The sequence below is a fragment of the Sporolactobacillus sp. CQH2019 genome (assembly GCF_028765345.1).
In the GTDB taxonomy this organism is placed as follows: domain Bacteria; phylum Bacillota; class Bacilli; order Bacillales; family Sporolactobacillaceae; genus Sporolactobacillus.
Genome location: NZ_JARAJZ010000002.1, coordinates 120,767 through 145,495, shown reverse-complemented (window position 1 = coordinate 145,495; position 24,729 = coordinate 120,767). Strand labels below are relative to the sequence as shown.

Annotated in this window: 26 protein-coding genes; 23 read left to right on the top strand and 3 right to left on the bottom strand. The window is 51.0% G+C overall.

Annotation, left to right across the window (positions count from 1 at the left end; all coding sequences use genetic code 11):
• The first annotated feature begins 266 nt into the window (after positions 1 to 266).
• The 23 genes from cymR to OYT88_RS03560 all read left to right on the top strand — a co-directional run bounded on the left by cymR (position 267) and on the right by OYT88_RS03560 (position 22,435).
• Positions 267 to 689: a cysteine metabolism transcriptional regulator CymR gene (cymR, locus tag OYT88_RS03670; protein ID WP_274398050.1), complete on the top strand. Its 423-nt coding sequence runs from the start codon at positions 267 to 269 to the stop codon at positions 687 to 689.
• A gap of 24 nt (positions 690 to 713) precedes the next feature.
• Positions 714 to 1,868: a cysteine desulfurase family protein gene (locus tag OYT88_RS03665; protein WP_274398049.1), complete on the top strand. Its 1,155-nt coding sequence runs from the start codon at positions 714 to 716 to the stop codon at positions 1,866 to 1,868.
• Positions 1,869 to 1,893: 25 nt separating this feature from the next.
• Complete coding sequence (gene mnmA / locus OYT88_RS03660) at positions 1,894 to 3,027, top strand: tRNA 2-thiouridine(34) synthase MnmA (RefSeq protein ID WP_274398048.1); 1,134 nt, start codon at positions 1,894 to 1,896, stop codon at positions 3,025 to 3,027.
• Between the two features lie 116 nt (positions 3,028 to 3,143).
• Positions 3,144 to 3,833: a tetratricopeptide repeat protein gene (locus tag OYT88_RS03655; RefSeq protein WP_274398047.1), complete on the top strand. Its 690-nt coding sequence runs from the start codon at positions 3,144 to 3,146 to the stop codon at positions 3,831 to 3,833.
• Positions 3,834 to 3,892: 59 nt separating this feature from the next.
• A complete protein-coding gene (recD2, locus tag OYT88_RS03650) occupies positions 3,893 to 6,235 on the top strand; it encodes an SF1B family DNA helicase RecD2 (protein ID WP_274398046.1) in 2,343 nt (780 codons plus the stop codon).
• 927 nt (positions 6,236 to 7,162) lie between these two features.
• A complete protein-coding gene (locus tag OYT88_RS03645) occupies positions 7,163 to 7,360 on the top strand; it encodes a YrzR-like zinc ribbon domain (protein ID WP_274398045.1) in 198 nt (65 codons plus the stop codon).
• A 92-nt stretch (positions 7,361 to 7,452) separates the two neighbouring features.
• The gene (locus OYT88_RS03640) at positions 7,453 to 8,514 is read left to right on the top strand and encodes an AI-2E family transporter (protein ID WP_274398044.1); all 1,062 of its coding nucleotides are present in this window, start codon (positions 7,453 to 7,455) and stop codon (positions 8,512 to 8,514) included.
• Between the two features lie 330 nt (positions 8,515 to 8,844).
• Complete coding sequence (alaS, locus tag OYT88_RS03635) at positions 8,845 to 11,487, top strand: alanine--tRNA ligase (RefSeq protein WP_274398043.1); 2,643 nt, start codon at positions 8,845 to 8,847, stop codon at positions 11,485 to 11,487.
• 69 nt (positions 11,488 to 11,556) lie between these two features.
• A complete protein-coding gene (locus OYT88_RS03630; protein WP_274398042.1) occupies positions 11,557 to 11,823 on the top strand; it encodes an IreB family regulatory phosphoprotein in 267 nt (88 codons plus the stop codon).
• Positions 11,820 to 12,257, top strand: a complete 438-nt coding sequence (gene ruvX, locus OYT88_RS03625; protein ID WP_274398041.1) for a Holliday junction resolvase RuvX — start codon at positions 11,820 to 11,822, stop codon at positions 12,255 to 12,257. The genes OYT88_RS03630 and ruvX overlap by 4 nt, the downstream gene beginning before the upstream one ends.
• The gene (locus OYT88_RS03620; protein ID WP_274398040.1) at positions 12,250 to 12,561 is read left to right on the top strand and encodes a DUF1292 domain-containing protein; all 312 of its coding nucleotides are present in this window, start codon (positions 12,250 to 12,252) and stop codon (positions 12,559 to 12,561) included. Before ruvX ends, OYT88_RS03620 begins: the two co-directional genes overlap by 8 nt.
• Positions 12,562 to 12,920: 359 nt before the next feature.
• A complete protein-coding gene (mltG, locus tag OYT88_RS03615) occupies positions 12,921 to 14,012 on the top strand; it encodes an endolytic transglycosylase MltG (RefSeq protein ID WP_274398039.1) in 1,092 nt (363 codons plus the stop codon).
• Positions 14,013 to 14,083: 71 nt separating this feature from the next.
• The gene (locus OYT88_RS03610) at positions 14,084 to 14,731 is read left to right on the top strand and encodes an O-methyltransferase (RefSeq protein ID WP_274398038.1); all 648 of its coding nucleotides are present in this window, start codon (positions 14,084 to 14,086) and stop codon (positions 14,729 to 14,731) included.
• Positions 14,732 to 14,772: 41 nt separating this feature from the next.
• Entirely contained in the window at positions 14,773 to 15,420 is a 648-nt protein-coding gene (udk, locus tag OYT88_RS03605; RefSeq protein WP_274398037.1) for a uridine kinase, read from the top strand.
• A gap of 96 nt (positions 15,421 to 15,516) precedes the next feature.
• Positions 15,517 to 15,987, top strand: a complete 471-nt coding sequence (greA, locus tag OYT88_RS03600) for a transcription elongation factor GreA (RefSeq protein ID WP_443029710.1) — start codon at positions 15,517 to 15,519, stop codon at positions 15,985 to 15,987.
• Positions 15,988 to 16,326: 339 nt separating this feature from the next.
• Positions 16,327 to 16,917, top strand: a complete 591-nt coding sequence (locus OYT88_RS03595) for a YrrS family protein (RefSeq protein ID WP_274398035.1) — start codon at positions 16,327 to 16,329, stop codon at positions 16,915 to 16,917.
• A 225-nt stretch (positions 16,918 to 17,142) separates the two neighbouring features.
• Positions 17,143 to 17,790: a class I SAM-dependent methyltransferase gene (locus tag OYT88_RS03590; protein ID WP_274398034.1), complete on the top strand. Its 648-nt coding sequence runs from the start codon at positions 17,143 to 17,145 to the stop codon at positions 17,788 to 17,790.
• 13 nt (positions 17,791 to 17,803) lie between these two features.
• A complete protein-coding gene (mtnN, locus tag OYT88_RS03585; protein ID WP_274398033.1) occupies positions 17,804 to 18,532 on the top strand; it encodes a 5'-methylthioadenosine/S-adenosylhomocysteine nucleosidase in 729 nt (242 codons plus the stop codon).
• Positions 18,504 to 18,989: an S-ribosylhomocysteine lyase gene (locus tag OYT88_RS03580; RefSeq protein WP_274398032.1), complete on the top strand. Its 486-nt coding sequence runs from the start codon at positions 18,504 to 18,506 to the stop codon at positions 18,987 to 18,989. The genes mtnN and OYT88_RS03580 overlap by 29 nt, the downstream gene beginning before the upstream one ends.
• 5 nt (positions 18,990 to 18,994) lie before the next feature.
• Positions 18,995 to 19,909: a PLP-dependent cysteine synthase family protein gene (locus tag OYT88_RS03575; RefSeq protein WP_274398031.1), complete on the top strand. Its 915-nt coding sequence runs from the start codon at positions 18,995 to 18,997 to the stop codon at positions 19,907 to 19,909.
• Between the two features lie 36 nt (positions 19,910 to 19,945).
• On the top strand, positions 19,946 to 21,085 hold the full coding sequence (locus tag OYT88_RS03570) for a bifunctional cystathionine gamma-lyase/homocysteine desulfhydrase (RefSeq protein WP_274398030.1): 1,140 nt from the start codon (positions 19,946 to 19,948) through the stop codon (positions 21,083 to 21,085).
• A 235-nt stretch (positions 21,086 to 21,320) separates the two neighbouring features.
• Positions 21,321 to 21,548 carry a YrhC family protein gene (locus OYT88_RS03565; protein ID WP_274398029.1) on the top strand — a complete coding sequence of 76 codons (228 nt, stop codon included), beginning with the start codon at positions 21,321 to 21,323 and terminating at the stop codon, positions 21,546 to 21,548.
• Between the two features lie 95 nt (positions 21,549 to 21,643).
• Entirely contained in the window at positions 21,644 to 22,435 is a 792-nt protein-coding gene (locus OYT88_RS03560) for an SDR family oxidoreductase (RefSeq protein WP_274398028.1), read from the top strand.
• Between the two features lie 473 nt (positions 22,436 to 22,908).
• Here OYT88_RS03560 and OYT88_RS03555 read toward each other — a convergent pair whose 3' ends face one another.
• The 3 genes from OYT88_RS03555 to sigK all read right to left on the bottom strand — a co-directional run bounded on the left by OYT88_RS03555 (position 22,909) and on the right by sigK (position 24,723).
• Positions 22,909 to 23,478, bottom strand: a complete 570-nt coding sequence (locus OYT88_RS03555) for an NAD(P)/FAD-dependent oxidoreductase (RefSeq protein WP_274398298.1) — start codon at positions 23,476 to 23,478, stop codon at positions 22,909 to 22,911.
• Positions 23,479 to 23,587: 109 nt separating this feature from the next.
• Positions 23,588 to 23,884: an acylphosphatase gene (locus OYT88_RS03550; protein ID WP_274398027.1), complete on the bottom strand. Its 297-nt coding sequence runs from the start codon at positions 23,882 to 23,884 to the stop codon at positions 23,588 to 23,590.
• Positions 23,885 to 24,021: 137 nt separating this feature from the next.
• Positions 24,022 to 24,723, bottom strand: a complete 702-nt coding sequence (sigK, locus tag OYT88_RS03545; protein WP_274398026.1) for an RNA polymerase sporulation sigma factor SigK — start codon at positions 24,721 to 24,723, stop codon at positions 24,022 to 24,024.
• Positions 24,724 to 24,729: the final 6 nt, after the last annotated feature.

Genomic DNA, 24,729 nt, shown 5'->3' with positions numbered 1-24,729 from the left:
GGGATCCACCGGCAATGCCTTTCCCCGGCTTGAAAACGTGCAAGAAAAGCAGTTTTCGTCTATAATAGTTTAGAGTCTGATCATATTTTACCATACTTCGCGGATCGGATAGCAAAAACGGCTTTCGGATCCTTCGTCTGTTTTGTGCCGGATGCTCAGACGGTCCGGAAACCGCTCGTTCTTTTTTTATTACGTGCAGCAGAAAATTTCATTTAATCATAAATGGATAATACAGCTGATTTTGACAGAGGAAGAGGTGGTTCATAATGAAAATATCGACCAAAGGGCGCTACGGGCTGACGATCATGATGGCTCTTGCGAAAAATAAAGGCAGGGGCCCGCTCTCGCTTAAGGCGATTGCCAATGAACACAATTTGTCGGAGCATTACCTGGAACAATTGATCGCTCCGCTCCGCAACGCCGGGTTAGTGAACAGCATTCGCGGAGCATACGGAGGGTATGTGCTGTCCAAGCTCCCGAGCGAAATTACGGCGGCCGATGTGATTCGCGTTCTGGAAGGCCCGATTCAGCCGGTCGAAGTGATGGAAGACGACGATCCGGCTAAGCGCGAGCTCTGGGTGAAGATCCGGGATGCCGTTAAGGACGTGCTTCAGGGCACAACTCTGGACGACCTGATTCATTTTGATTCCGATCCGCAGGTTCAGGATCCAGACATGTTTTATATTTAACAGATATTAAAGGAGTGATTGGGCATGGATCCGATTTATCTCGATCATGCCGCAACGACGCCGATTGATCCTGAAGTACTGGAGGTCATGACGGAGACCTATAAGCGCGTGATCGGCAATCCGTCAAGCATCCATTCTTTCGGCAGGCAGGCACGGAAAGTCATTGACGATGCGCGGGATACGATCGCCGATTATATCGGTGCGAAAAGCCGGGAGATTGTCTTTACGGGCGGCGGAACCGAAGGCGATAATATGGCTATCATCGGCGCCGCACTGGCGAACAGGCAGTTCGGGAAGCATATCATTACAACCAAAGTGGAGCATCACGGCGTGTTCAGAACGTGCGAATATCTGGAGTCTCTCGGTTTTGTCGTCGATTATCTGGATGTCGACAGGAGCGGCCGGATTTCCGTTGCTGAATTAAAAGAGAAATTGCGTGACGATACCATCCTTGTTTCGATCATGTACGGCAACAACGAGGTCGGCACCGTTCAGCCGATCCGCGAAATTGCGCATCTTCTGGCACCGCATCGGGCGCTTTTCCACACGGATACGGTTCAGGCGTTCGGGACGGAAAATATGAATGTAAAAGAAATGCCGATCGATCTTCTGTCAATGACGGGGCATAAAATCGGCGGACCGAAAGGAATCGGTTTTCTCTATATACGCGACGGAGTGTCGCTCGCCTCGATCACTCACGGAGGCGATCAGGAACGAAAGCACCGCGCAGGTACGCAGAACGTCCCCGCCATTGCCGGACTGGGGCGGGCGGTTGAACTTGTACGCGCCCGCCGGTCGGAACGGATCGAAAGATATTTGAAAGAGCGCCGCGCTTTGCTTGAAGCTCTTGACGCTGAACATGTTGCTTATCGGATCAACGGGAATCCGGAACACTTTCTGCCGCAAATTTTAAATTTATATTTTCCGGGAACAAATATTGAAACACTGCTTACCCGACTGGATCTGTCGGGTGTTGCCGTGTCGAGCGGGTCGGCATGTACTGCGGGATCGGTGGAGCCTTCGCATGTGCTGACTGCGATGTTCGGCCCGGACGCTCCGGAAACGCGGAGTTCTGTCCGGATCAGCTTCGGAAGCGGGCTGAATCCGGAACAAATTAAAGAAGCGGGACATGTCATTGCCCGGTCCGTCCGGGAACTTATCGGAGTCGGGCAGGACTGAACTCTGAAAAGGCGGGTGAATCATTTTGGCGAAATCCCCAGGCGATACGAGGGTCGTCGTTGGCATGTCGGGCGGCGTGGATTCTTCTGTTGCCGCCCTTTTATTGAAACAAAAGGGATATGACGTGATCGGCATTTTCATGAAAAATTGGGATGATACCGATGAGAACGGGGTCTGCACGGCAACCGAGGATTATGAGGACGTTGTCCGTGTCGCCGGTCAGATCGGCATTCCCTATTATGCCGTAAACTTTGAAAAACAATATTGGGACCGTGTTTTTTCTTATTTTCTTGCGGAATATAAAGCGGGGCGCACCCCGAATCCCGATGTCATGTGCAATAAAGAAATCAAGTTCAAGGCGTTTCTCGATCATGCGCTGGCACTCGGTGCGGATTATGTCGCAACGGGCCACTATGCGCAGACCGGGCAGCAGGACAGTAAAACACTCATGATTCGGGCGGCCGATCAGAATAAGGATCAGACCTATTTCCTGAATCAGCTGTCACAAGAGCAGCTCTCAAAAGTGATGTTTCCGCTTGGAGATCTGGAAAAACCGCAGGTGCGGGCCATCGCGCGCGACCATCATCTGGCGACCGCCGATAAAAAGGACAGCACCGGGATCTGCTTCATCGGCGAGCGCAATTTCAAGCAGTTTCTCAGCCATTATCTGCCGGCCTGCCGCGGCGAAATCCGCACGATCGACGGCGAACTGAAGGGCTATCACGACGGTCTGATGTATTATACAAACGGACAGCGGCAGGGACTGGGGATCGGCGGCCCGGGCGGCCCGTGGTTTGTCTGCGGCAAAGACGTGAAACGAAACATTCTCTATATCGCACCGGGCGCAGATCATCCGGCTCTCTATTCTCAGGGACTCATCGCGGAAGGGGCCAACTGGATCAGCGGCGCTCCTGAAAAGAAAAGTTTTCACTGCACGGCGAAATTCCGTTATCGCCAGAAGGATCGTCCCGTTACCGTTCATGTTCGGCCGGATAGCCGTCTGGAAGTTGTCTTCGATCATCCGGAATGGGCGATCACTCCGGGCCAGGCCGTTGTTTTCTATCAGAATGAGATCTGTCTCGGAGGAGCGACTATTGCCACCGTTCTGAACCAGGGAACGGATGCGGCCATAGATTTTGTAGACTCGGTACCTTTATGAGGGCTGGGTCTTTTTCCATGCAAAAGGGCCGGGCTGCCGGTAAAATGCCGTCTGAAACCTGCGGCCGGATCCGGCTGCCGCTTCGTTTCTGAAATTGATTATCCGGAGAAGGGAAGTTGACTGCTTTGGAAAGTAAAACAGAAAAAGCTCTGCGGCTGATCAGGGAAAAAGATTATGCCCATGCGGCGCAGGCTCTTGATCAGGCGATTTCCGAAGAGCCGGACAATCCTGTGGGCTATACGAATTTCGGGAACCTGCTGATTGCAGCCGGACAGCCCGAACGTGCCCCGGCTTTTTTTAAAAAAGCGCTCTCTCTCAATCCGGCCTTCGCGTCCGCTTCTTTCGGCTACGGAAATGCTCTTTTTGAAGTGAAAAAATACAAAGACGCACTGGCCCGGTTTGAACAGGCCCGGGAAAACGGATTGAATGAAGGCGATGTATTCTATATGATCGGCCGGTGCGCGCTTCAGCTTGGCCATCCCGGTCAGGGTCTGGCGGCCTTTCAGCGTGCGGTCGAACTGAACGGTTCGGATACGGAAGCAAGATTTCAGTATGGGCTTCTGCTGGCACAGTTCGGCCGGCTGGATGCGGCGGAAAAACAGTTTCTAAGGGTCATTTCGGAGAATCAGCAACATGCGGACGCTTTCTATAATCTCGGTGTCATTGCCATGTACCGGGATAAGAACGGCGACGCAGAAAACTGTTTTTCGAAGGCGCTGACTCTGAATCCCCGTCACATGCTTGCGGCACATGGCCTTGAGAGACTGAAAAAAATCGGAGAGCCGGACCCGCACGGGAAAGAGTAAAAAGCAGGATTTTCTCCTGGCGGGCGCTGCTGCCCTGCTAATTTTTGACAGACGCTTCTATGCCTCAGAAAATTTTTATAAAAGAAAGGACGGCGGGAATTATGGAACAGGCGGCGTTGGATTTATTTTCGGATCGGCATCCGTCAATCAAGGGCGAACCGGTCCGCATCGTTTTTCAGAATAAAGAAAATGGCTACACGGTAATGATTGTGAAAATTAACGAAACCGATGAACCCGTGCAGGGTAAAGAAATGACGATTGTCGGCTACTTTCCCGCCGTCCACCTTCATGAGACGTATCAGTTCATCGGCAGACTGAAGACTCATCCCAAATATGGGCAGCAATACGAGGCCGAGCGCTACCGCAAGCTGCTTCCGCAGTCCCGGACCGGCATGGTGCAGTACCTGTCCGGCGATCTCTTCCCGGGAATTGGAAAGAAGACGGCCGAATCGATTATCGATGCAATCGGAGACAACGCGATCACAAAAATTCTGAACGATCCCTCCTGCCTGCAAGAAGTACCCAAGCTGGAGAAGAAAAAATCCGATTTTATTGCGGAAACTCTTTTGAAAAATGAGGGACTGGAAAAAATTCTGATCGGCCTCTCGGATTATGGGTTCGGCTCCCAGCTGGCCATGAAAATCTATCAGACTTACGGTGACGCGGCGCTGGAAATGATCAAAGAGAATCCTTATCAGCTGATCCGGGACGTCGAGGGCATCGGCTTTCAGCGGGCGGACGAACTGGCGGCGCTGCTGGGCATTACCGGGAATCATCCGGAACGCATTCAGGCAGCCGTTCTCTACTGGCTGAACGAACGGGCAATGAACGACGGCCACGTGTTCATGCCTTATGATGAGACCGTTCAGGCCGCTGAAAAGCTGCTTTCGAATCCGGAGCCGGATGTCGATCAGGATGCCGTTGTGCGCGAGATCGATGCTCTTGAAGAAGACGGCAGGCTGGTCCGTGAAGACGACGATATCTATCTTCCTGAACTTTACTATGCGGAAAAAGGCGTTGTCACCGGTATACAGAAACTGATGGAACGGAGCGGCGATCCGGATGAATTTTCCGAAAGCGAGTTTCTCGAGGCACTCGGAAAGGTGGAAGAAAAGCTCTCTATGCAGTATGCGGAGAGCCAGCAGGCTGCCATCAGAAAAGCAATCCAGTCTCCGTTAATGATTCTGACCGGCGGGCCGGGTACGGGAAAGACGACGGTTATTCGTGGAATTGTCGATGTTTATGCGGAATTAAACGGGCTTTCTCTTAACCCGAAAGACTATGACAGCGAGCATCCGTATCCTGTACTGCTGGCCGCGCCGACAGGCCGGGCGGCAAAAAGGATGAAGGAATCGACCGGTCTCCCGGCGGTGACGATCCACCGCCTGCTCGGCTGGAACGGCGGCTCGGTCTACACACATGGCGAGGACGATCCGATTGAAGGAAAACTGCTGATCGTCGATGAAATGTCAATGGTGGACATATGGCTCGCCAACCAGCTGCTCAGATCGCTTCCCGACGATATTAAAGTCGTCATCGTCGGAGACGAGGATCAACTGCCCTCTGTGGGGCCCGGCCAGGTACTCAGCGATCTGGTACAGTCCGGAGCGATTCCCATCATCCGGCTGACCGATATTTTCCGTCAGGCACGGGGTTCATCGATCATTGAGCTGGCTCACGAAATCAGGCAGGGGTTAATCCCGGATATCACGGTTCCCAAGGCGGACCGCCGTTTTATCCATTGCCATCAGGCTCAGGTTGTGGATGCGGTTTGCCAGATCGCAAAGGGAGCCGAGAAAAAGGGCTATCAGCCGAAGGATATTCAGGTGCTGGCCCCGATTTACCGCGGCAACGCCGGTATAGAAAAGATGAACGAAGCCTTGCAGGAACTGTTTAACCCCGCTTCGGACCAGAAACGCTCCCTGACGTACGGAGACCATGTGTTCCGGGTCCATGACAAAGTGCTGCAGCTGGTCAATAACCCGGATGAGCAGGTCTTCAACGGAGATATCGGCGAAGTCGTCGCCATTCTGAGGGCCAAGGAGACGACCGATCATGAAGACACCGTCGTCGTTTCTTTTGATAATGTTGAGGTAAAATATCTGAAACATGACCTTAATCAGCTGACTCTCGCGTACTGCTGCTCGATTCATAAGGCGCAGGGCAGTGAATTCCCGATTGTGATTCTGCCGATTGTAAAAGGCTATCACCGGATGCTGAAGCGCAATCTGATCTATACGGCCGTCGCACGCAGCAAAGAATATCTCATGCTGTGCGGCGACGAAGAAGCCTTCAAACAGGCGATCGTCCGCAACGATATCGACAGCCGCCATTCGAATCTGGCTGAAAAATTACGGGAGCGGCTGCACACAATGCCGGGAGGAACCCCTCACTTAACATAAGTTTCGTTTGAAAAACTTTGATATATCCCTCAACCCATGCGGATTTCTAGACTCTCAGAATGAAAGTGTCTTTATTTACAAAAGCGGCAGGCCGATTGTTTCTGAGTCCGGAGCGATGCTTCTCCATCGGGGAGCGGCCGTTTTCGAGTAGCCGCACGGTCTGCAGCAATCGGCAAATTGCTGTTCCGGGCTCCGGCCCTCTAACGGCCGAAAAAATCAGGCATGACCGATAAATCGTGAGCGCCGACCGAAACCCGGCCTGGGAAGACCGAAACCCTGCAAGTCGCGACCGAAACCTGGCCTGAGCTGACCGAAACCTAGCCTGAGACGACCGAAATCCTGCACGCCGCGACCGAAACCCGGCCAGTGCCGACCGAAAACCCACACACTCCGACCGATAGACTGCCACGAACGAGAAAAACTGCGAACGTCTGCCGACAGTCAGCCCGGTAACGACGAAAAATCGCGTATGACCGATAAATCGTGAGTGTCAACCGAAACCCGGCCAGTGCCGACCGAAAAACTCCCAACCGCGACCGAAACCCGGCCTGGGAAGACCGAAACCCTGCAAGTCGCGACCGAAACCTGGCCTGAGCTGACCGAAATCCGGCCTGAGCTGACCGAAACCCGGCCTGAGATGACCGAAAACCCATGCATCCCGACCGATAGACTGCCATGAGCGAGAAAAACTGCGAGCGATTAGTCGATGAGCTGCGTATATGGCCGGTCACTCACGCACGTCGATCAATAAACCGCCGGGGCCGATTGATAAAATGCCTCTGCCGACAGCAGAAGCGGATATTCCGGCGGGTGAAACGGCAGGAGGCCTCGGTACAGAAACTTTTTTCAAAAAAAGTATATTTTCATTTGTTTTTGGGCATGGATGCGAGTAACCCAAAAGACTGAATGAATTTGAGGTGAAAACAAATGAAATGTCCGAATTGCCAGGGAAAGAGTATCGGGAAACTCAGTGCCAATCAGTATTATTGCTGGGATTGTTTTATCGAGCTGACATTGGAGGACGGCATATTGTCCTTGAGCCAGGTTGAGGAGGACGGCAGCCTGACCACGCTTGACGATCTATTTGAAAAAGAGCAACGTGAAGCAAAAGCGAACGGTTTTTAAGACGGATCTCGCCTGTATACTGCGGCAACTTTTTCCTTCCGCCGGTCATGATTTTTCATGCAGTGGGCATAACTATGCGTGGAGGGATGATCATGTGGAAGTGGCCCGCACTGCAGTGGATAAAAGTGTTATCAATCCTGTTGCTTCTTTTTTTGAACGGCTATTTGTTCTACCGGCTGCTTCCGCTGCTTAACGTCCTGATGCATTTTTTTCTGAAAGTAGCATTTCCCTTTGCGGCAGCGGGAATTATCGCCTATCTGCTGCTTCCGCTTGTCAAGCGCTGCCATCAGGCGGGGATTCCGAAAACGATCGCCATACTCGCTATCTATGCCGTTTTTTTCGGGGGCATCGGGTTTCTGCTTTATAAAGGCGGACCCGTTTTCATGCACGAATTGAAAGGGCTGGATAAGGAGTTTTCAAAATATGAGGCGCTTTATCAGTCGAATATTGATCATGTTTACGGATCGACGCCGGAAGCCGTCCATGATCACGTCAATAAAGCTCTGGAAAGAATCCGCAGGGGGACCGCATCATGGGCGGACAGAATCATCGACTGGTGTTCCGGACTGGTGCAATCGATGTTTACACTGTTCATCATTCCGTTTCTCGCCTTCTATTTCCTGAAGGATGCGGATCGTATGAAAAGGGGGGCGATGCGTCTCATTCCGAGAAAATGGCGGAAGCAAACGGCGGACATTTTCTCGGAAATGGATCGTTCGATCGGCAATTATATCCGCGGTCAGCTGACCGTCTGTGCGGTTCTGGCGGCAATGGCCTCGATCGGTTTATGGCTGCTCAGAGTACCCTATCCCTTTGTCTTCGGCATCTTTATCGGAGCAACCGACCTCATCCCCTATTTTGGTCCGCTGATCGGCGCAGCCCCTGCCATTCTGATTGCGGCGACGCAATCGGTCTATACGGTCTTCGGCGTGATTCTGCTGATTCTGCTGATCCAGTTTCTTGAGGGAAACGTCATTGAACCTCTGATTGTCGGGCGGAGCGTCGATATTCATCCGCTGTATATCATGCTCTCGCTCGGCATCGGCGGTGAACTGGCGGGCATTGTCGGGATGCTGCTGGCGATCCCGTGCTTCATTGTGATTCGCACCTGTTTCCGCCATTTGAGGGACCGATATCGTACAATTGACAAATAAGGGGAAACTCAACTATAATAACGGCAGAATAATGAAACCGAGACGAAAAGAATAGCAGCAGTGCATGCAGACGTTTTGCCGCCGGTTCTTTTTGGTGCGGAAACCCGGCTTTTCTGTTTTGCACGAAAGAGCGGCGGTTTTGAGGGAATCCCGGCAGCCGGATGCAAAGTTGCAGAGGCCTTTCTTTTTATTTTGCTGCGCGAAAGTCATGTTTAAGAAAGAAGCTTTCGTCCTTTCACGGTGATAGGATGGAAGCTTTTTTTGTCCGCTGCCGCCCGGAAGGTCTGTTGGGTTCGGTTTTTAATAATGAGTAACTTGGGGGTTCTTGCGATGAAACAACTCAGTTCATCTGAGGTCAGACAAATGTTTTTAGATTTTTTCAAAGGAAAGGGCCATACCGTTGAGCCGAGCGCTTCGCTTATTCCGATCGACGATCCGTCGCTGCTCTGGATTAACAGCGGCGTCGCTACTCTTAAAAAATATTTCGACGGGCGGGTTGTGCCCCGGAATCCGCGCATCTGCAGCGCCCAGAAAGCGATCCGGACAAACGACATCGAAAACGTCGGCTATACGGCGCGCCATCATACTTTTTTCGAGATGCTCGGCAACTTCTCGATCGGCGATTATTTTAAGGAGGAAGCGATTACCTGGGCATGGGAATTTTTAACAAGCCCGGAGTGGATTGCTTTCGATCCGGATAAATTGTCGGTCACCATTTATCCGGATGATGACGAAGCGTACCGGTTGTGGCATGAAAAAATCGGAATCCCTGAGGAACGGATTATTAAACTTGAACATAATTTCTGGGATATCGGCGAGGGACCGAGCGGACCGAATACGGAGATTTTTTATGACCGCGGCGAGGCGTTCGGCAACGATCCGGACGATCCGGAACTTTATCCCGGCGGTGAGAATGATCGGTATCTGGAAGTCTGGAATCTCGTGTTCTCGCAGTACAATCACAATCCCGACGGCAGCCACACGCCGCTTCCGAAGAAGAACATTGATACCGGCATGGGCCTCGAGCGGATGGTCAGTGTGATTCAGAATGGGGAAACGAACTTCGATACCGACCTGTTTCTGCCGATTATCCATAAAACCGAAGAAATTTCCGGAATCGTCTACAAAATAGGGCAGAAAAACACACCGTTTAAGGTGATTGCCGACCACATCCGCGCCGTTTCGTTTGCGATTGCGGACGGGGCTTTGCCGTCCAATGAGGGGCGCGGTTATGTGCTGCGCCGCCTGATCCGCCGTGCGGTTCGCTACGCGATGGATCTCGGCATCAATAAGCCGTTCCTATACGAGCTGGTGCCGATTGTCGCCGACATCATGAAGGACTATTATAAAGAGGTCCTAGGAAAAACGGCATTTGTCCAGAAGGTGGTCCGAAGTGAGGAAGAACGCTTTCATGAAACGATTCATGAGGGCGTGTCGATTCTGAAGGAAAAGATTGCCGAAGCAAAAGCGCAAAATACGCCGCAGATTGCCGGCAGTGATGTATTCAAGCTGTACGATACGTTCGGCTTTCCTGCGGAACTGACGGAGGAGTATGCCAGGGCAGAGGGACTTGGCATTGACCGTGAAGGTTTTGAACAAGAGCTCGGCAGGCAGCGGGAGCGGGCAAGATCCGCCCGGCACAATCAGAAATCCATGCAGGTTCAGGACGATACGTTGCGCAATGTTACCGATCGCAGCGAGTTTGTCGGATACGAGCAGCTGACGGTTGAAGATGCGAAAGTGCTTGTGATCATCAGGGAAAATGAGAGAGCGGACGATGCCTCCGAAGGAGAAACGGTTAAAATCATTCTCGACCGCACGCCTTTTTATGCGGAAAGCGGCGGCGAAGTTTCCGATACGGGGCGGATCACGGGCGAAACAGCCGTTCTTTTTGTCAAGGATGTTCAGAAAGCGCCGAACGGACAGAATCTCCATACATGTGTCATTGAGAAGGGCCGGATTCATGCGGGGGAGACGGTAAAAGCAGCCGTCGATACCGGGATGCGGCTGTCGGCGCAAAAAAACCACACGGCGACGCACTTGCTGCATCAGGCTTTGAAAGATACGCTGGGCAGGCATGTCAATCAGGCCGGATCCTATGTTTCGCCGGACAGGCTGCGCTTCGATTTTTCCCATTTCGGACAGGTTACGGAGGACGAACTGGAACAGGTTGAACGGATCGTCAATGAAAAAATCTGGGAACAGCTGCCGGTGACGACGTCCCAGATGCCGCTTGATGAAGCAAAGGCTCTCGGAGCGATGGCTCTTTTCGGCGAGAAATACGGGAAGATTGTGCGGGTTGTCAAGAGCGGCGATTACAGCCTCGAACTTTGCGGCGGCTGTCATGTGAAAAACACGGCTGAGCTGGGCCTGTTCACAATCGTTTCGGAAAGCGGAATCGGCGCGGGTACCCGGCGAATTGAAGCGCTGACAGGCAAAAGTGCCTATGAAAAAATGAAGCAGGATAAACTGGAACTGAAAAACATCGGCCGTCTGCTGAAAGTCTCGCCGGATCAGATTCCGGAGCGTCTCGATGTTCTGCAGCAGCAGATGCGGGATCTGGAGAAGGAAAATGCGGCGATCATGTCAAAGCTGGGCAATGCAAAAGCAAATGAACTGGAACAGTCGGTCAAGCAAATGGGTGCTGTTTCCTTTATTGCCGCGCAAGTGGATTCGATGGATATGAATCAGCTCAGAACGATGGCCGATCATCTGAAGAGTCATTTTCATTCACTGATCGTTGTCCTCGCTTCTGTTGAAGGCGGCAAGGTATATCTGGTGTCCGGGGTCACCAAAGATCTCGTTGCGAAAGGATATCATGCCGGGAAGATAATCAAGCATGTAGCCGCTCTTTGCGGCGGGGGCGGAGGCGGACGTCCGGATATGGCACAGGCGGGCGGACGCCGTCCTGAGAAAGTGGCGGAAGCTCTGCAGACTGTGGCCGGCCTCATTGAAAAAACGGCTGTAGGATAAACGGGAAAAAGACGGATCGCCTGATTTTAGAGCAAGGGGCCAGGCTTCTCCAAGTTTTCTTAATAGGGGATGAAGAATTTGGATAAGACGATGAAATTCAACTTTGGTGAACAGGACAGGCACAATACACGCGAAGTTCTGTTTAAAGTTTATGATGCCCTGGAAGAAAAAGGCTACAATCCGATCAATCAAATTGTCGGGTACTTACTCTCCGGTGATCCGGCCTACATTCCCCGGCATAAAGATGCCCGAAAACTAATACGGAGGATTGAACGGGACGAACTGATTGAAGAGCTTGTCACTTATTATCTTAAAAAGAAATGGGATAAAGAATGAGAATCATGGGCCTCGACTTCGGAACGGCGACAGTAGGCGTGTCGGTCAGCGATCCGCTCGGACTGACGGCACAAGGTATTGAAACGATCCGTTATGTCGAACATAAGAAGAACGTGATCTTTGAACGCCTGGGCGAGCTGATCGAACAGTATCAGATACAGTCGATCGTTGTCGGACTGCCGAAAGATCTGATCGGAACGGAAAGCAAACGCGCGGCGGCATCAAGGTCTTTTGCGAAGAGCCTGCGCCGCAGATTTCATCTCTCTGTCGATCTTTGGGATGAACGTCTGACGACGATGGCCGCCGAACGGATTCTGCTCGCTGCGGATGTCAGCCGCGGCAAAAGGAAAAAAGTTATCGACAAGGAAGCGGCTGTACTGATTTTGCAAAGCTATCTTGACAAAAAAAGAATGGAGCAAAAAAGAGATGAGTGAACATAATCATTACCCGATTTTTGTACCGAATCATGATGAAGAACAGGACAGAATCGTGATTCCCGATGAAAACGGCGATGAAAATTTGTTTGACGTCCTTTTTTATTTTGATGTGCCGGAAACAGACAAGTCCTACGTCATTGTCGTTCCTGTTGAGGAAGAGGCAGGCGATGATGAGGAAGAAGAGGTTTTTGCTTTCAGGTATGAGGATGAAAATGACGATTTCAAATTGTTCCCGATCGAAACGGATGAAGAGTGGGACATGGTTGAAGAAATGATTAACACGTTCAGCGAAGAAGGGTAAAAAAACGGGTCCCCGGGGAAAGAAAGCGTTCTAAAGGCTGAGGGGATTTTCATCAATACAGGAAACCGGGTGAAGCGAATCGCCTGTATGAGAACGGCGGGTTGCTTCATTCCTTTTTATCTTCAATTTTTTCAATGTTCCTGAGGAAGCGGCGGTTTTGGGTGCTTTGATTGAAGTATAAGGAAGGAAAAATGTGTCTGCTCTTCCGGAAGACTCTAGGCTCCGGGTCCGGCATCCGGGGCGCTTCTTTATTTTTCACTTGACACGCAAAATGACCGTAATTCTGTCGAATACTTGAAAGATTTTCAATAAACCAGGTATAGAATGTATAGGGTGCTCTTGGAAGGGAGAGGCTCATTTTGAAGCTGCGAACCAGCAGGCGGCGTCTGTTTGCCATGATCGTCGGCGGCGCCGTTATTTTACTGATTATCTTTGCGTGGGGGCTGTCCGATTATTATGCCGGTCTGCTGAAACCTGTCAACCCCAAGAATAATCAGGCTGTGACAGTCACCATACCGGCCGGATCATCGCTGAAAGAGGTCGGGCAGACTCTTGAGAAGAACGGCCTGATCCGCAAGGCATGGGCTTTTGAATTTTATGCGAGATGGAAACATTTAAACCAGTATCGGTCCGGGACTTATACTTTTAATCGGACAATGTCCGTCGACAGGCTGATAAACGATCTGGGCAAGGGAAATTATAATCGTCTCGTTTTTATCGTTGATGTCCGTCAGGGAATGTGGCTGAGTGAAACCGCCGGCCAGATGTCCAAGGCTTCAGGTCTCAGCACGCAGGACATTCTCAACAAACTTAAAGATCCGTCCTATATAAAGGCCCACTATATGAAGCGGTATCCGTTTCTGACGGACCGGATCTTTACAAAGGGTGTATACTATCCGCTGGAAGGTTATCTGGCTCCTGGCGTCTACCAGTTTGTCAGAGGGAAAAATCCTCCGACGCTTGATCAGATGGTCGATCGGATGCTGGATAAGACGGGGCAGACGGTCACGCGCTTTTCAAAGGAGATAAAAACGAACTCGCTCGGTTCGCTTCACAGTATTTTGACGATGGCGTCGCTCGTTGAACAGGAGGCGCCCGATGCCAAGGACCGGCAGAAGATTGCCGGCGTTTTCTACAACCGGCTGGCAAAAAAGATGAAACTTCAGACCGATCCGTCGGTCGCTTACGGACAGCAGAAAAGGATCGGGCAATACACAATGAACGAACTGACGACGGATACGCCTTACAATACATATACAAGGGCAGGCCTGATCGTCGGTCCGATCGGCAGTCCGGCGCCTGACGCGGTTCAGGCCGTGCTTGAGCCGATCCGTTCGAATGATTATTATTTTTATGCGCGTCCCAACGGACAGATCTTCTATTCGAAAACTTATGCGGAACATCAGGCCATTGTTGCTAAATATAGTCATGAGTGGGCAAAAAAGTCCTAAAAGGACCGGGTGCGGACGGCCGTCGGCAGGCTGGGCGGCATCTTTTTTAATGAGGAAAGGGAGAAGAACGATTGACAGACTTTGACAAATTGTCGGAGTATGCGGCCGCGTTTGTCAAACCGGAAAACAGCATGCTCCGTCAGATGGAGAAAAAAGCAAAACAAATTTATATTCCGATCATGCATCCGTCGGCGATCGCTTTTCTGCAGCAGTTGATCAAATGGAAGAAAGCAAGACGTATTCTGGAACTCGGAACGGCAATCGGATATTCGGCGATCAGGATGTGCCTCGCGGCAGGGCAGGATGCTGAAATCATAACGATTGAACGCGAAGAAGAGATGATCCGTGAAGCGGAGCGGAACATAAAAGAGCAGGGCCTGACGGCATGGATTCACATCGTTGAAGGAGACGCGACGGAGGATTTGCCTGCCGTCCGAGATGCAGCTCCTTTCGATCTGATTTTAATCGATGCTGCGAAAGCACAGTATGAAAAGCTTTTTTTGAAGTATGCCCGATATCTGGCACCCGCCGGCATCATCGTAACGGATAACGTCTTTTTTCACGGACTGGTCTGCGATATTGACGGGGTGAAGAAAAAACCGCTTCACAGACTGGTCGGCAAGGTCGACAGCTACAATCGCTTTCTAGCGGAAAGAAGCGAATTTGATACAATTTTTCTGACGGTAGGCGACGGCCTTGCCGTCAGCACGAAAAAATAGCCGGCACGATACCCATCATCATGGAAGGGAGAGAGTACGGGATGGGCAGGAAAAAACCGATTGTCATCGGTGTTGCCGGAGGATCCGGTTCGGGCAAAACGACTGTAACCCGTGAAATCTACCGAAGATTCCCGGACCAATCGATTGCGGTCATCCAGCAGGATGCTTATTATAAGGCACAGGACGATAAACCGTTTGAAGAACGCCTGCTGACCAATTATGATCATCCGCTGGCCTTCGACACGGATCTTCTGATCGCGCATATCCGGGAACTTCTGCGATTCCACCCGATAAAAAAACCGGTGTATGACTATACAGTGCATACAAGATCTGATAAAATTGTACCCGTCGAACCAAAAGATGTCATTATCATGGAAGGCATTCTGATTCTTGAAGACAAGCGGCTCCGCGATCTGATGGACATCAAGGTTTTCGTCGATACCGATTCCGATCTGCGAATCATCCGCCGTCTGCTTCGCGACACAGAGGAACGGGGCAGAAGTGTGGAATCGGTGATTAACCAATATCTGACTGTGGTCCGCCCGATGCATCTGCAGTTTGTAGAACCGACAAAACGCTATGCGGATATCATTATCCCCGAGGGCGGCAGAAATACGGTCGCGATCGACTTGATGGCGACAAAAATACGCGCTGTGCTCAATGGAGCGGACGCATCGCCGGTTGATTGAAATCATACAATTGAAGGATTCGGAATGACGGCTTTCCGAAGGCAAGCGCATAAACAGATAGACATAAGGATAATTTTAGTTAGGAGTGTGATTTTGATGGCGGAAAAGCTTCACTATATGACGGCTGAAGGCAAAAATAAACTTGAACGAGAGCTGGAATACCTGAAAACTGAAAAGCGCAAGGAAGTTGTTGAGCGAATAAAAATTGCCCGGGGATTCGGCGACCTCTCCGAAAACTCTGAATATGACGCGGCAAAGGATGAGCAGGCGTTTGTCGAAGCACGCATTCAGCAGCTTGAACAAATGATCCGGAATTCGGTCATCATTGAGGACGACGAAACGACCGATGTGGTCAAAATCGGAAAATCCGTGACTTTTAAAGAACTGCCGGACGGCGAGGAAGAAACGTATCAAATCGTCGGAAGCGCCGAATCCAACCCGTTTGAAGGAAAAATTTCAAACGATTCACCGATGGCCAAGGGGCTGATCGGACTGTCCGTGGGTGAAGAAGTCAATGTTAACACACCCGGCGGCGACATACGCGTAAAAATATTGAAGGTTGAATAAGCATAATAGTAAGAAGGCTGACATCGGTTTTTGGATCTAATGCAGAGACAGATGCAGTCCGTCCCGTACCCGGATGTTTGTTCTTTATCCGGCGCCCGGGCTGCATTTTTTAACTTCGAATGGCAGAGGCGTGTATTGTTACAGTTGGATGATCATTTTATCGGAACCGACAGGACAAGTAGTTTTATACGAACAAATTTAAGGATAATTATGTAAACGCAGTCAACGATCCATTTGCCGATTGGATTTTAAGAGCCTGTTGACACAGAAAGCTGCAAACATGCTAAGATAATGTTGTCTGTTTATTATAGCTGCTGTTTAACAAAGGAGGATGCCTGTATGAGAAACACAAGAGGGAATGGGTTCTCGTCGCGGGTCGAAATGCGCAAAAACAAGACGAACCGCTGGCTGAACTGGACCGTCGGCATCGTTTCCATTTTAATTTTGGCGGTCGGCTGTATCATTCTCATTTCAGTGTTCAGTACCTCATCGGCTGATAAGACTGCTTCACAAAGCAATCATTCAAGTGTTCAATCCGGAACAAATAGCGGAACATCAAATAACAGCACGTCCGCCAGTTCGGGCGGAACGGGATCGGATCAGGTTTCCAACAGTGAATCGGCGTCTTCGTCGGCAAGCGGGACGGCCGCTTCATCGAGTGCTTCGAGTGCCGCCTCTCAGAGTGCGGATGAAAGCCATCAGGCATCCTATGATATGGGTTCTGCCGACTGGAACGCACAGGTCAAGGCGATTGCCGGTGCCACCGGAATCGACCAGGGCAATATGGTCATTCTCTGGCTGGGGAACGGCGGTTCTTCCAACAGTTCGCTCGCCCGTGTGGCATCGAAGAGCGCTCAGAGTTCCGTTTATGTTGTTCATCTTATCTATCAGAACGGAAAATGGCAGGCCGATCAAGTACAAAAACCGTAATGATTCGATCCATGACTTTTTCTTATATGTATGAAAACAGTACCCCGTTCGGACAGGCTCCGGACGGGGTACTGCGGCATTTGGATGATTGTTATTACAACGGCCGCGGAAAAGTCCGGCAAAAGATAATCATTGAATTTCGGGTAGAAATGTGTTACGTTTAGGCTAATTAATCATACAAATATTATGTGAATACTTTAAACTATAAATTTTGGAGTGTATACAATGGGTCGAGAATTTATTGAGACATTTGAACGCTGGGCGGACCATTACGATCGTTCAGTTCACGGGGGAAGTCCCGAATATCGTGAGGTGTTCAGAGACTACGATTCCATTCTGGAGGAAGTAGCGAAGCAGGCCGAAGGGACGGTTCTTGAGTTCGGCACGGGTACAGGCAATTTGAGTACGAAGCTGCTGGATGCCGGGCTGACCGTATTCGGCGTGGAACCATCTGAGAAGATGCGGTCGAAGGCTCACGATAAATTGCCGGATCTGAAACTGTTCGACGGAGATTTTCTTGATTTTCGCGTACCGGATCGGCCGGTCGATACCATCGTCAGCTCATACGCTTTCCACCATCTTACCGATGAAGAGAAGGGGGATGCTATTACGAAATATAACCGCCTCCTTCCCGTACATGGTAAAATAGTGTTTGCCGATACGTTGTTTGAGAATGAGGTAGCCAAACGCCAGATCTGGCACTGGGCCGGCACTCAGGGATTTGCCGACCTGCTTAAAGACCTGCAGACGGAATATTATTCGCTTTTGCCCGTTCTTGATCAGGTGCTTCGGGAACGGCATTTTGCCGCTAATTTCAGACAGCTTAACAAATTTGTCTGGCTGATGATCGCTGAGAAAACGGACGAACTGTGAGAGGAAGTCGGAAATGAGAATCGGATTGATCGGTGCAATGGAAGAGGAAGATCGGATACTTAGAGCGGCGATGAAAGACGTCACGGAAACGGAGAAGGCCCGCTGCCGTTTCTACAGCGGCAGGCTGGCCGGTTTCGATGCCGTGCTGCTGCAGTCCGGGATAGGAAAAGTCAATGCCGCAATGGGGACGACGCTGCTGATCGATCGTTTTCAGCCGGATATCATCATTAACACAGGATCTGCAGGGGGAACCGATCCGGACCTTGAGATCGGAGATGTCGTGATTTCATCTGCAGTGATTCATCACGATGTTGACGCGACAGCCTTTGGTTATCAGCCGGGTCAGGTTCCGCAGATGCCCGCTTCTTTTTTGCCCGACCGGAAACTTGTTGCCCTGGCGGAAAAGGCGGCGTCCGGAATGTTCGGGGGGCATCGGACGGTAAGAGGCCTGATTGCGACGGGCGATTCTTTTATGTCCGATCCCGGGCGTATTGGAAAACTTAAATCTCTCTTCCCGGAAATGAAGGCAGTCGAAATGGAGGCCGCGGCAATTGCTCAGGTCTGTTATCAATTCGGCGTGCCCTTTTTGATTGTCCGGTCGCTTTCCGATATTGCCGGTAAAGAGTCGAACGTGTCGTTTGATCAATTTTTAGAAACCGCGGCAAAACATTCTGCAGAATTTATACTATCCTTGCTGAGGGAGATTGATTCAAATGCCGGAACAGAAAGAAACAGACGCTGAAAGCTTTTATCCGGATCATACGGAAGCCAGGGCGCCATACATACGGTTTGCCGGCGTTACGGAAGAGATACAGGGCGATACAATTGTCCGCTTCTGCCGGCGGAACAACGAACAAATGCTGACGCTTCATTTGCGTGAACACTTGCCGGCGGAAAAGATTTGCCGTCACATCGGCCATATATTTGTCGCGGGCCCGATGGGATGCCGGACCGGCATTTTAACATCGATTGCCGATACCGGCAGTTATAATGAAATGCCCGCTGCTCCCGCTAACACTCTCCATAGTGTGCCGGACGCAGCAGAAGTGCCGGCTGCGGACTGTTGTCAGTGCGGCCGGGCGGCAAGGCACAATCCTGAAGGTGCGGAAAAAATTGCCGCAAAAATGCCGGATCGCAGGGCTGAGTGGAAAGCGATCTATGCGCAGCACCGGCACGAAGACCGGCAAAAAATGGGGTGACTGTTGTGACAGTATTCAGAAGTGTACACGATTTGGTAGGCGGAACTCCGCTTGTCGAGCTGCATGCCTTTCCTATTCCGGAAGGTGTGCATCTGTACGCGAAGTGTGAGTATTTTAATCCCGGGGGAAGCGTCAAGGATCGATTAGGCGAACATTTTATTCAAGAAGCGCTGGCTTCCGGAAAACTGAAACCGGGCGGGACGGTCATTGAGCCGACGGCAGGAAACACAGGAATTGGCATCGCTGTGGCAGCGGTCGGCAAGGACATTCACGTCATCTTTTGCGTGCCGGAGAAATTCAGCATTGAAAAACAGACGCTGATGAAGGCGCTTGGCGCGAAAATCGTTAACACGCCGACGGAGGAAGGGATGTCGGGCGCGCTGGCCAAAGCCAAGCAGCTTGTCGAAGAGATTCCCGGCAGTTACTGCCCGAACCAGTTTGCCAATCCGGAAAATCCAAGGGCGTATATCGAGACGCTCGGCCCGGAAATATGGGATGATTTGAACGGAAAGGTGGATGTCTTTGTTGCCGGAGCCGGGACCGGCGGAACATTTACGGGCACGGCAGCGTTTCTGAAAAGCAAGAACCCGGGAATCAAGACGGCGGTCGTCGAGCCGGTCGGATCCATTCTAAATGGCGGGAAGCCGGCCCCTCATCGTACAGAAGGCATCGGCATGGAGTTTATCCCCGCCTTCGTTGAAACCAAATATTTTGATGCCATTTATACAGTAAGCGATGACGATGCATTCCGGCGATTGAAGGAGGCTGCCTCCAAAGAGGGACTGCTGATCGGCAGTTCATCGGGTGCCGCGCTGCATGCCGCGCTGCTCGAAGCGGAAAATGCCGGGCCGGGAAGCAATATCGTTGTCATTTTCCCGGATTCCAGCGAGCGCTATTTAAGCGAAAAGATCTACGATTGAATAAGATGAGTCGGTTAAAAAGGGAGAGAAATTGTTTTGAAACCAAAGACAAAAGTGATCCATGCCGGAATTTTCGGCGATGAGCATACAGGCAGCGTCAGCGTACCGATCTACCAGACGAGCACTTATAAGCAGGAGGCAGTCGGAAAGACCAAGGGTTACGATTATTCGCGGACAGCCAATCCAACGCGCCATGCACTTGAAGTACTGATTAAAGATCTGGAAAACGGCAAGGCGGGTTTTGCTTTCGGATCGGGCATGGCCGCCATTTCCTCTGTCCTGATGCTGCTGAACAGCGGCGATCATCTGATTATTACCGATGATGTGTACGGAGGAACATTCAGAGTCGTCGACAAGGTATTCAAGCGTCTCGGCATTGCAGCCACTTTCGTGGATACGAGCGATCCCGGGAGGATCAGGGCAGCTATTACTGAAAAAACGCGGGCTATTTACCTTGAGACGCCGACAAACCCTCTGCTGAAAATTACCGATATTCGGGAAACAGCGCTTCTTGCCCATGAACAACATCTGCTGCTTATCGTGGATAACACGTTTGCAACGCCGTACTGGCAGCATCCTCTCGATCTCGGTGCGGATGTTGTCCTTCACAGTGCGACAAAATACATCGGCGGGCACAGCGATGTGGTGGCCGGGCTCGTTGCCGTCAATTCAGAAGAACTGGCTGAGCGGATCGGATTTATTCAAAATTCTGTCGGCGCGGTGCCGGGCCCCCAGGATGCCTGGCTGCTGATCAGAGGCGCCAAAACGCTTGCCCTGCGCATGGAGCAGATTGAGAAGAATGCACGCAGAATTGCGGAATTTCTTGATGCTCATCCGAAAGTGGCCAAGGTTTACTATCCGGGACTTGTGAGTCACCCGGGACATGAACTGGCAAAGAGGCAGTCCGGCGGGTTCGGCGGCATGCTTTCTTTTGACGTGGGCAGCGGAGAAAACGCCGATCGGCTGCTCGCACGCGTTCGCTACTTTACGCTTGCCGAGAGCCTGGGTGCGGTTGAGAGCCTGATCTCCGTTCCGGCGAGAATGACGCATGCTTCCATACCGAAACCGCGCCGCGAGGCACTGGGCATTACGGACGGGCTGATCCGTCTCTCCGTCGGAATCGAAGACGGAGACGATCTGATTGAAGACTTGCGGCAGGCTCTTGATCAAATTTAAAAAAATAACGTCCGAATAGTTGGCCACTGAAAGATGAAGCGTTCTGGGAACCTTCATCAGATCAGAGAAAACAGAGGTAAAGGAAGCCGTCTGTATCGAAAAAACGGCTTGCACCTTCCTCTTGTTCCGAATTTTTCAGTGCCCTTCGATGGTCGGGCGTTTTTTTCTGTCAGAAACTACCTTTCCAATTTTCTCTGGGAACATGTTAAAGTAGGGATTGACGGAGGGATCGCAGATGAAAGATTATCAGAAAATCATTCACGAAAAAATTATCGACTGCCGCAGGATCGGCATGCTTTGCCTGTTTCTGAGTGCATTTCTATATACGGGAACAATGATGCCTCAATATGCGGAGGCAGGCTGGAAATTAAGTATTCTTTCAGGATCAAGTCTCGCATTTCTGCTTCTGACTTTCTTTTTCTATTGGAGGATGTCTAAACTGAAAGATAAGCTGGATCAATAAAATAGATCACATCCGGACCCGGTTCGCTGCGTGCCGGCGCTGCATCCGCTGCCGTCGGAGTGCTGACCGGGCGGATTGACAGGGAGGAGCAAAAGATGGATTTAGGACTAAAAGGAAAACGCGCTCTGATTCTGGCGTCAAGCAAGGGCCTTGGGCGGGCGATCGCCGGACAGCTGGTGAGTGAGGGAGCGGAAGTCATCCTTTCAAGCAGGAGCGCGGATCATTTAAAAAAAACGGCAGAAGAATTGAACCGGCTCTCCGAAGGGGCGTCGGTCACTTATTTTCCTGCGGATGTCTCGAAGAAGGATGACCTGGATGCGCTTAGTGAGTTTGCCGGACTGCATTTCGGCAGGCTGGACATCCTGGTCAACAACGCAGGCGGTCCGCCGAGCGGGGCTTTCCTGTCTTTGACTGATGAAGACTGGCAGAAGGCATTTGAGCTGAATCTGCTCAGTTATATTCGAACGATCCGCTTTGCCGTTCCGCTTATGGAGAAGTCGGGAGGCGGCCGCATCATTAATATTGCTTCTTCATCGATCAAAAAACCGATTGACGGCCTCGTCTTATCCAATACATTTCGTCTGGGAATTGTCGGCCTGACCAAAACGCTGGCGGGAGAACTTGCCGATAAAAACATATTGGTTAATACGCTTGCGCCGGGACGGATTGCAACGGACCGGGTCGCGGAGCTCGACCGGCGGACAAGCGAACGGACGGGCGTCGCCGTTCAGGATGTCCGGACGCAATCAGAAGCGGAAATTCCGCTCGGCCGGTACGGCCGGCCGGAAGAATTTGCCCGTGCTGCCGCTTTTCTGGCGTCGGATGCCTGTTCCTATGTAACCGGAGAGTCGCTGCTTGTTGACGGCGGACTCGTACGAAGCATTTGATTTCAGCGTATGCGGCGGGGCACTTAGATAAAGCCGGGCTGCCTCTGGCGAGCCGTGGTTGAAGACGGGCGGTGCTGAAAGATCGGAAGAGGCCTGTTTACGGATGCCGGTCATCCGGCATGATGGTCCGGCAGAGAAACTGTCGGCTGTGGCGTATAGTGAAGGACAGCGGGAGGCCGATAAGATTTTCGCAAACGGCACGCTGTTTTTTTAATCAACAAACTGCGCAGCACCGATTTCTGGATCGGTCCCGCTTTATTAATTCTGTCTCTGTGTTCAAAAAGAAAGGCTGTTTCTGCAAATAAATCGGGAGCTATTGGACGATCCTCCCGTTTTTTATAATCTTTATCAAAATTAAAAAATCGCCCCATATAATGAAAATTGACGGGTTTTCATTATACAAAGGCGATTTCTGTCCGTTTTTCTTAAAAAGTACAGCTCTGCGCCGCCGCTTTTAAAATCGGAACGGCTTATTATTTTGCGGGAACCGCGTCATGGCTGATAAAACGTTCGCCCCTCAGCTCACTGACCAGGTTGATCGCCGTCTTCGCACCGTCGCCGCTTGTGACGATCGTGTGGACGCTGACCCCGGCAGCGACACCTGCCGCCCAGATTCCGTCGATGCTCGTGTGTCCGGCCGGATCGGCCTCAATAACCGTCTTAACGTATTTTTCCCGGCCGTCTTTCGTTTTAAGACCGATCGTCTGGGCAAGTTTCTGATTAGAACCGGTTGCCAGGATGACTTGCTTCGCTTCGAAAGTTTCTCCGCTTTCCGTCTCGATCCTGAATCCGTCTGCTTCCTTGCTTACGAGGGTCACCTGCGCTTTAAGTATTTCCGCTCCGAAGCTTTCGACCTGTCTTCTTCCGGCCGCAACAAGATCCGATCCGGTAATCTCTTCGACACCGTAATGATTTTTGACCAGCGCTCTTTTCGTCAGCCCCTTCTCGTTATCGAGAAGCAGTGTCTTTAAACCCGCTCTGCCCGTGAACAGCGCAGCGCTCTGTCCGGCCGGGCCGCCGCCGATAATGGCTACATCGTACATCATTCATTGCCTCCATTCGGATTGATTTTTTAGTAAGTATCACAGAACCTATCAAAAAAAACGGGTTGATTGCCTGCTGAAACCCCCGCGTCCCCAGGTCCTATTCCTATCATAGCGAACTGACGACATCAAAGGTTGTAAAATGCTTGGAATGGTCATATACGTACACGTCCACGTTTTCCACGTGTGAAAAGGGACTGCCTTTCTTAATGGCTGCGGTAAATCGCTCAATAGCCGTTTCAGAGCCCTCTGCAACAATTTCCACGTTGCCGTCCATGCGATTCCGCACCCAGCCGGCGATGTGCAGTTCACTGGCTTTCTGCCATGTAAAATAACGGAAACCGACGCCCTGTACCGCTCCCTCAACCATCAGATGAACACATTTTTTATTTGCAGATTCAGCCATGTCTCATTCCTCCGCTTTGCACCTTGTTGTCTATAATTAGAGTGTACCATTGGATCGCGGAACGGAGAATGAGAATGCTCATAAAAATGTCTCTGAGAAGCGGTCGGATTAAAAAAAACAGACAGCACGTCCCCAGTTCAATGACTGGGTCTCCTGTAGATTTCGTTGAAAAGTTTCATCAATGCCCGTTTTTCAATACGGGAAACATAACTCCTGGAAATCGACAGTTTTTCCGCAATTTCTCTCTGAGTCAGCTCCTGATGGTTATCCAGCCCGAATCGGTCAATGATCACTTCTTTTTCGCGGGCATCAAGAACATGCAGCGATCCGTAAATTTTTCTGGATTCCAGGCTCAGTGAAATTTCATCAACGATGTCCTTGTTTTGAGATTTTAAAATATCGATCAGCGAAATGGTGTTGCCCTCTTTGTCCTGCCCGATCGGGTCATTCAGCGAGACGTCTTTTCTTGTCTTTTTTAATCCTCTGAGGTGCATCAGTATCTCGTTTTCAATGCATCTTGCCGCATAGGTGGCCAGTTTTGTCCCTTTGCCGACGGAATAGCTCTCAATCGCTTTAATCAAACCGATTGTGCCGATAGAAATCAGATCGTCCGTGTCCTCCTTGGTGTTCTCAAACTTTTTGACGATATGGGCAACGAGTCTCAGATTGTGTTCGATCAGTTTGTTGCGTGCCGTCTGATCGCCGTTTGCCATCTGTTCCAGACATTGTTTTTCCTGCTCCTCCGACAGCGGCTGGGGAAAGGCATTGTTTTTTACGTAGGACACAAGCAGCCATATTTGTTTAAATAAAAAGGCGAACCCGCCCAAAATCGACAGCATGGCTTC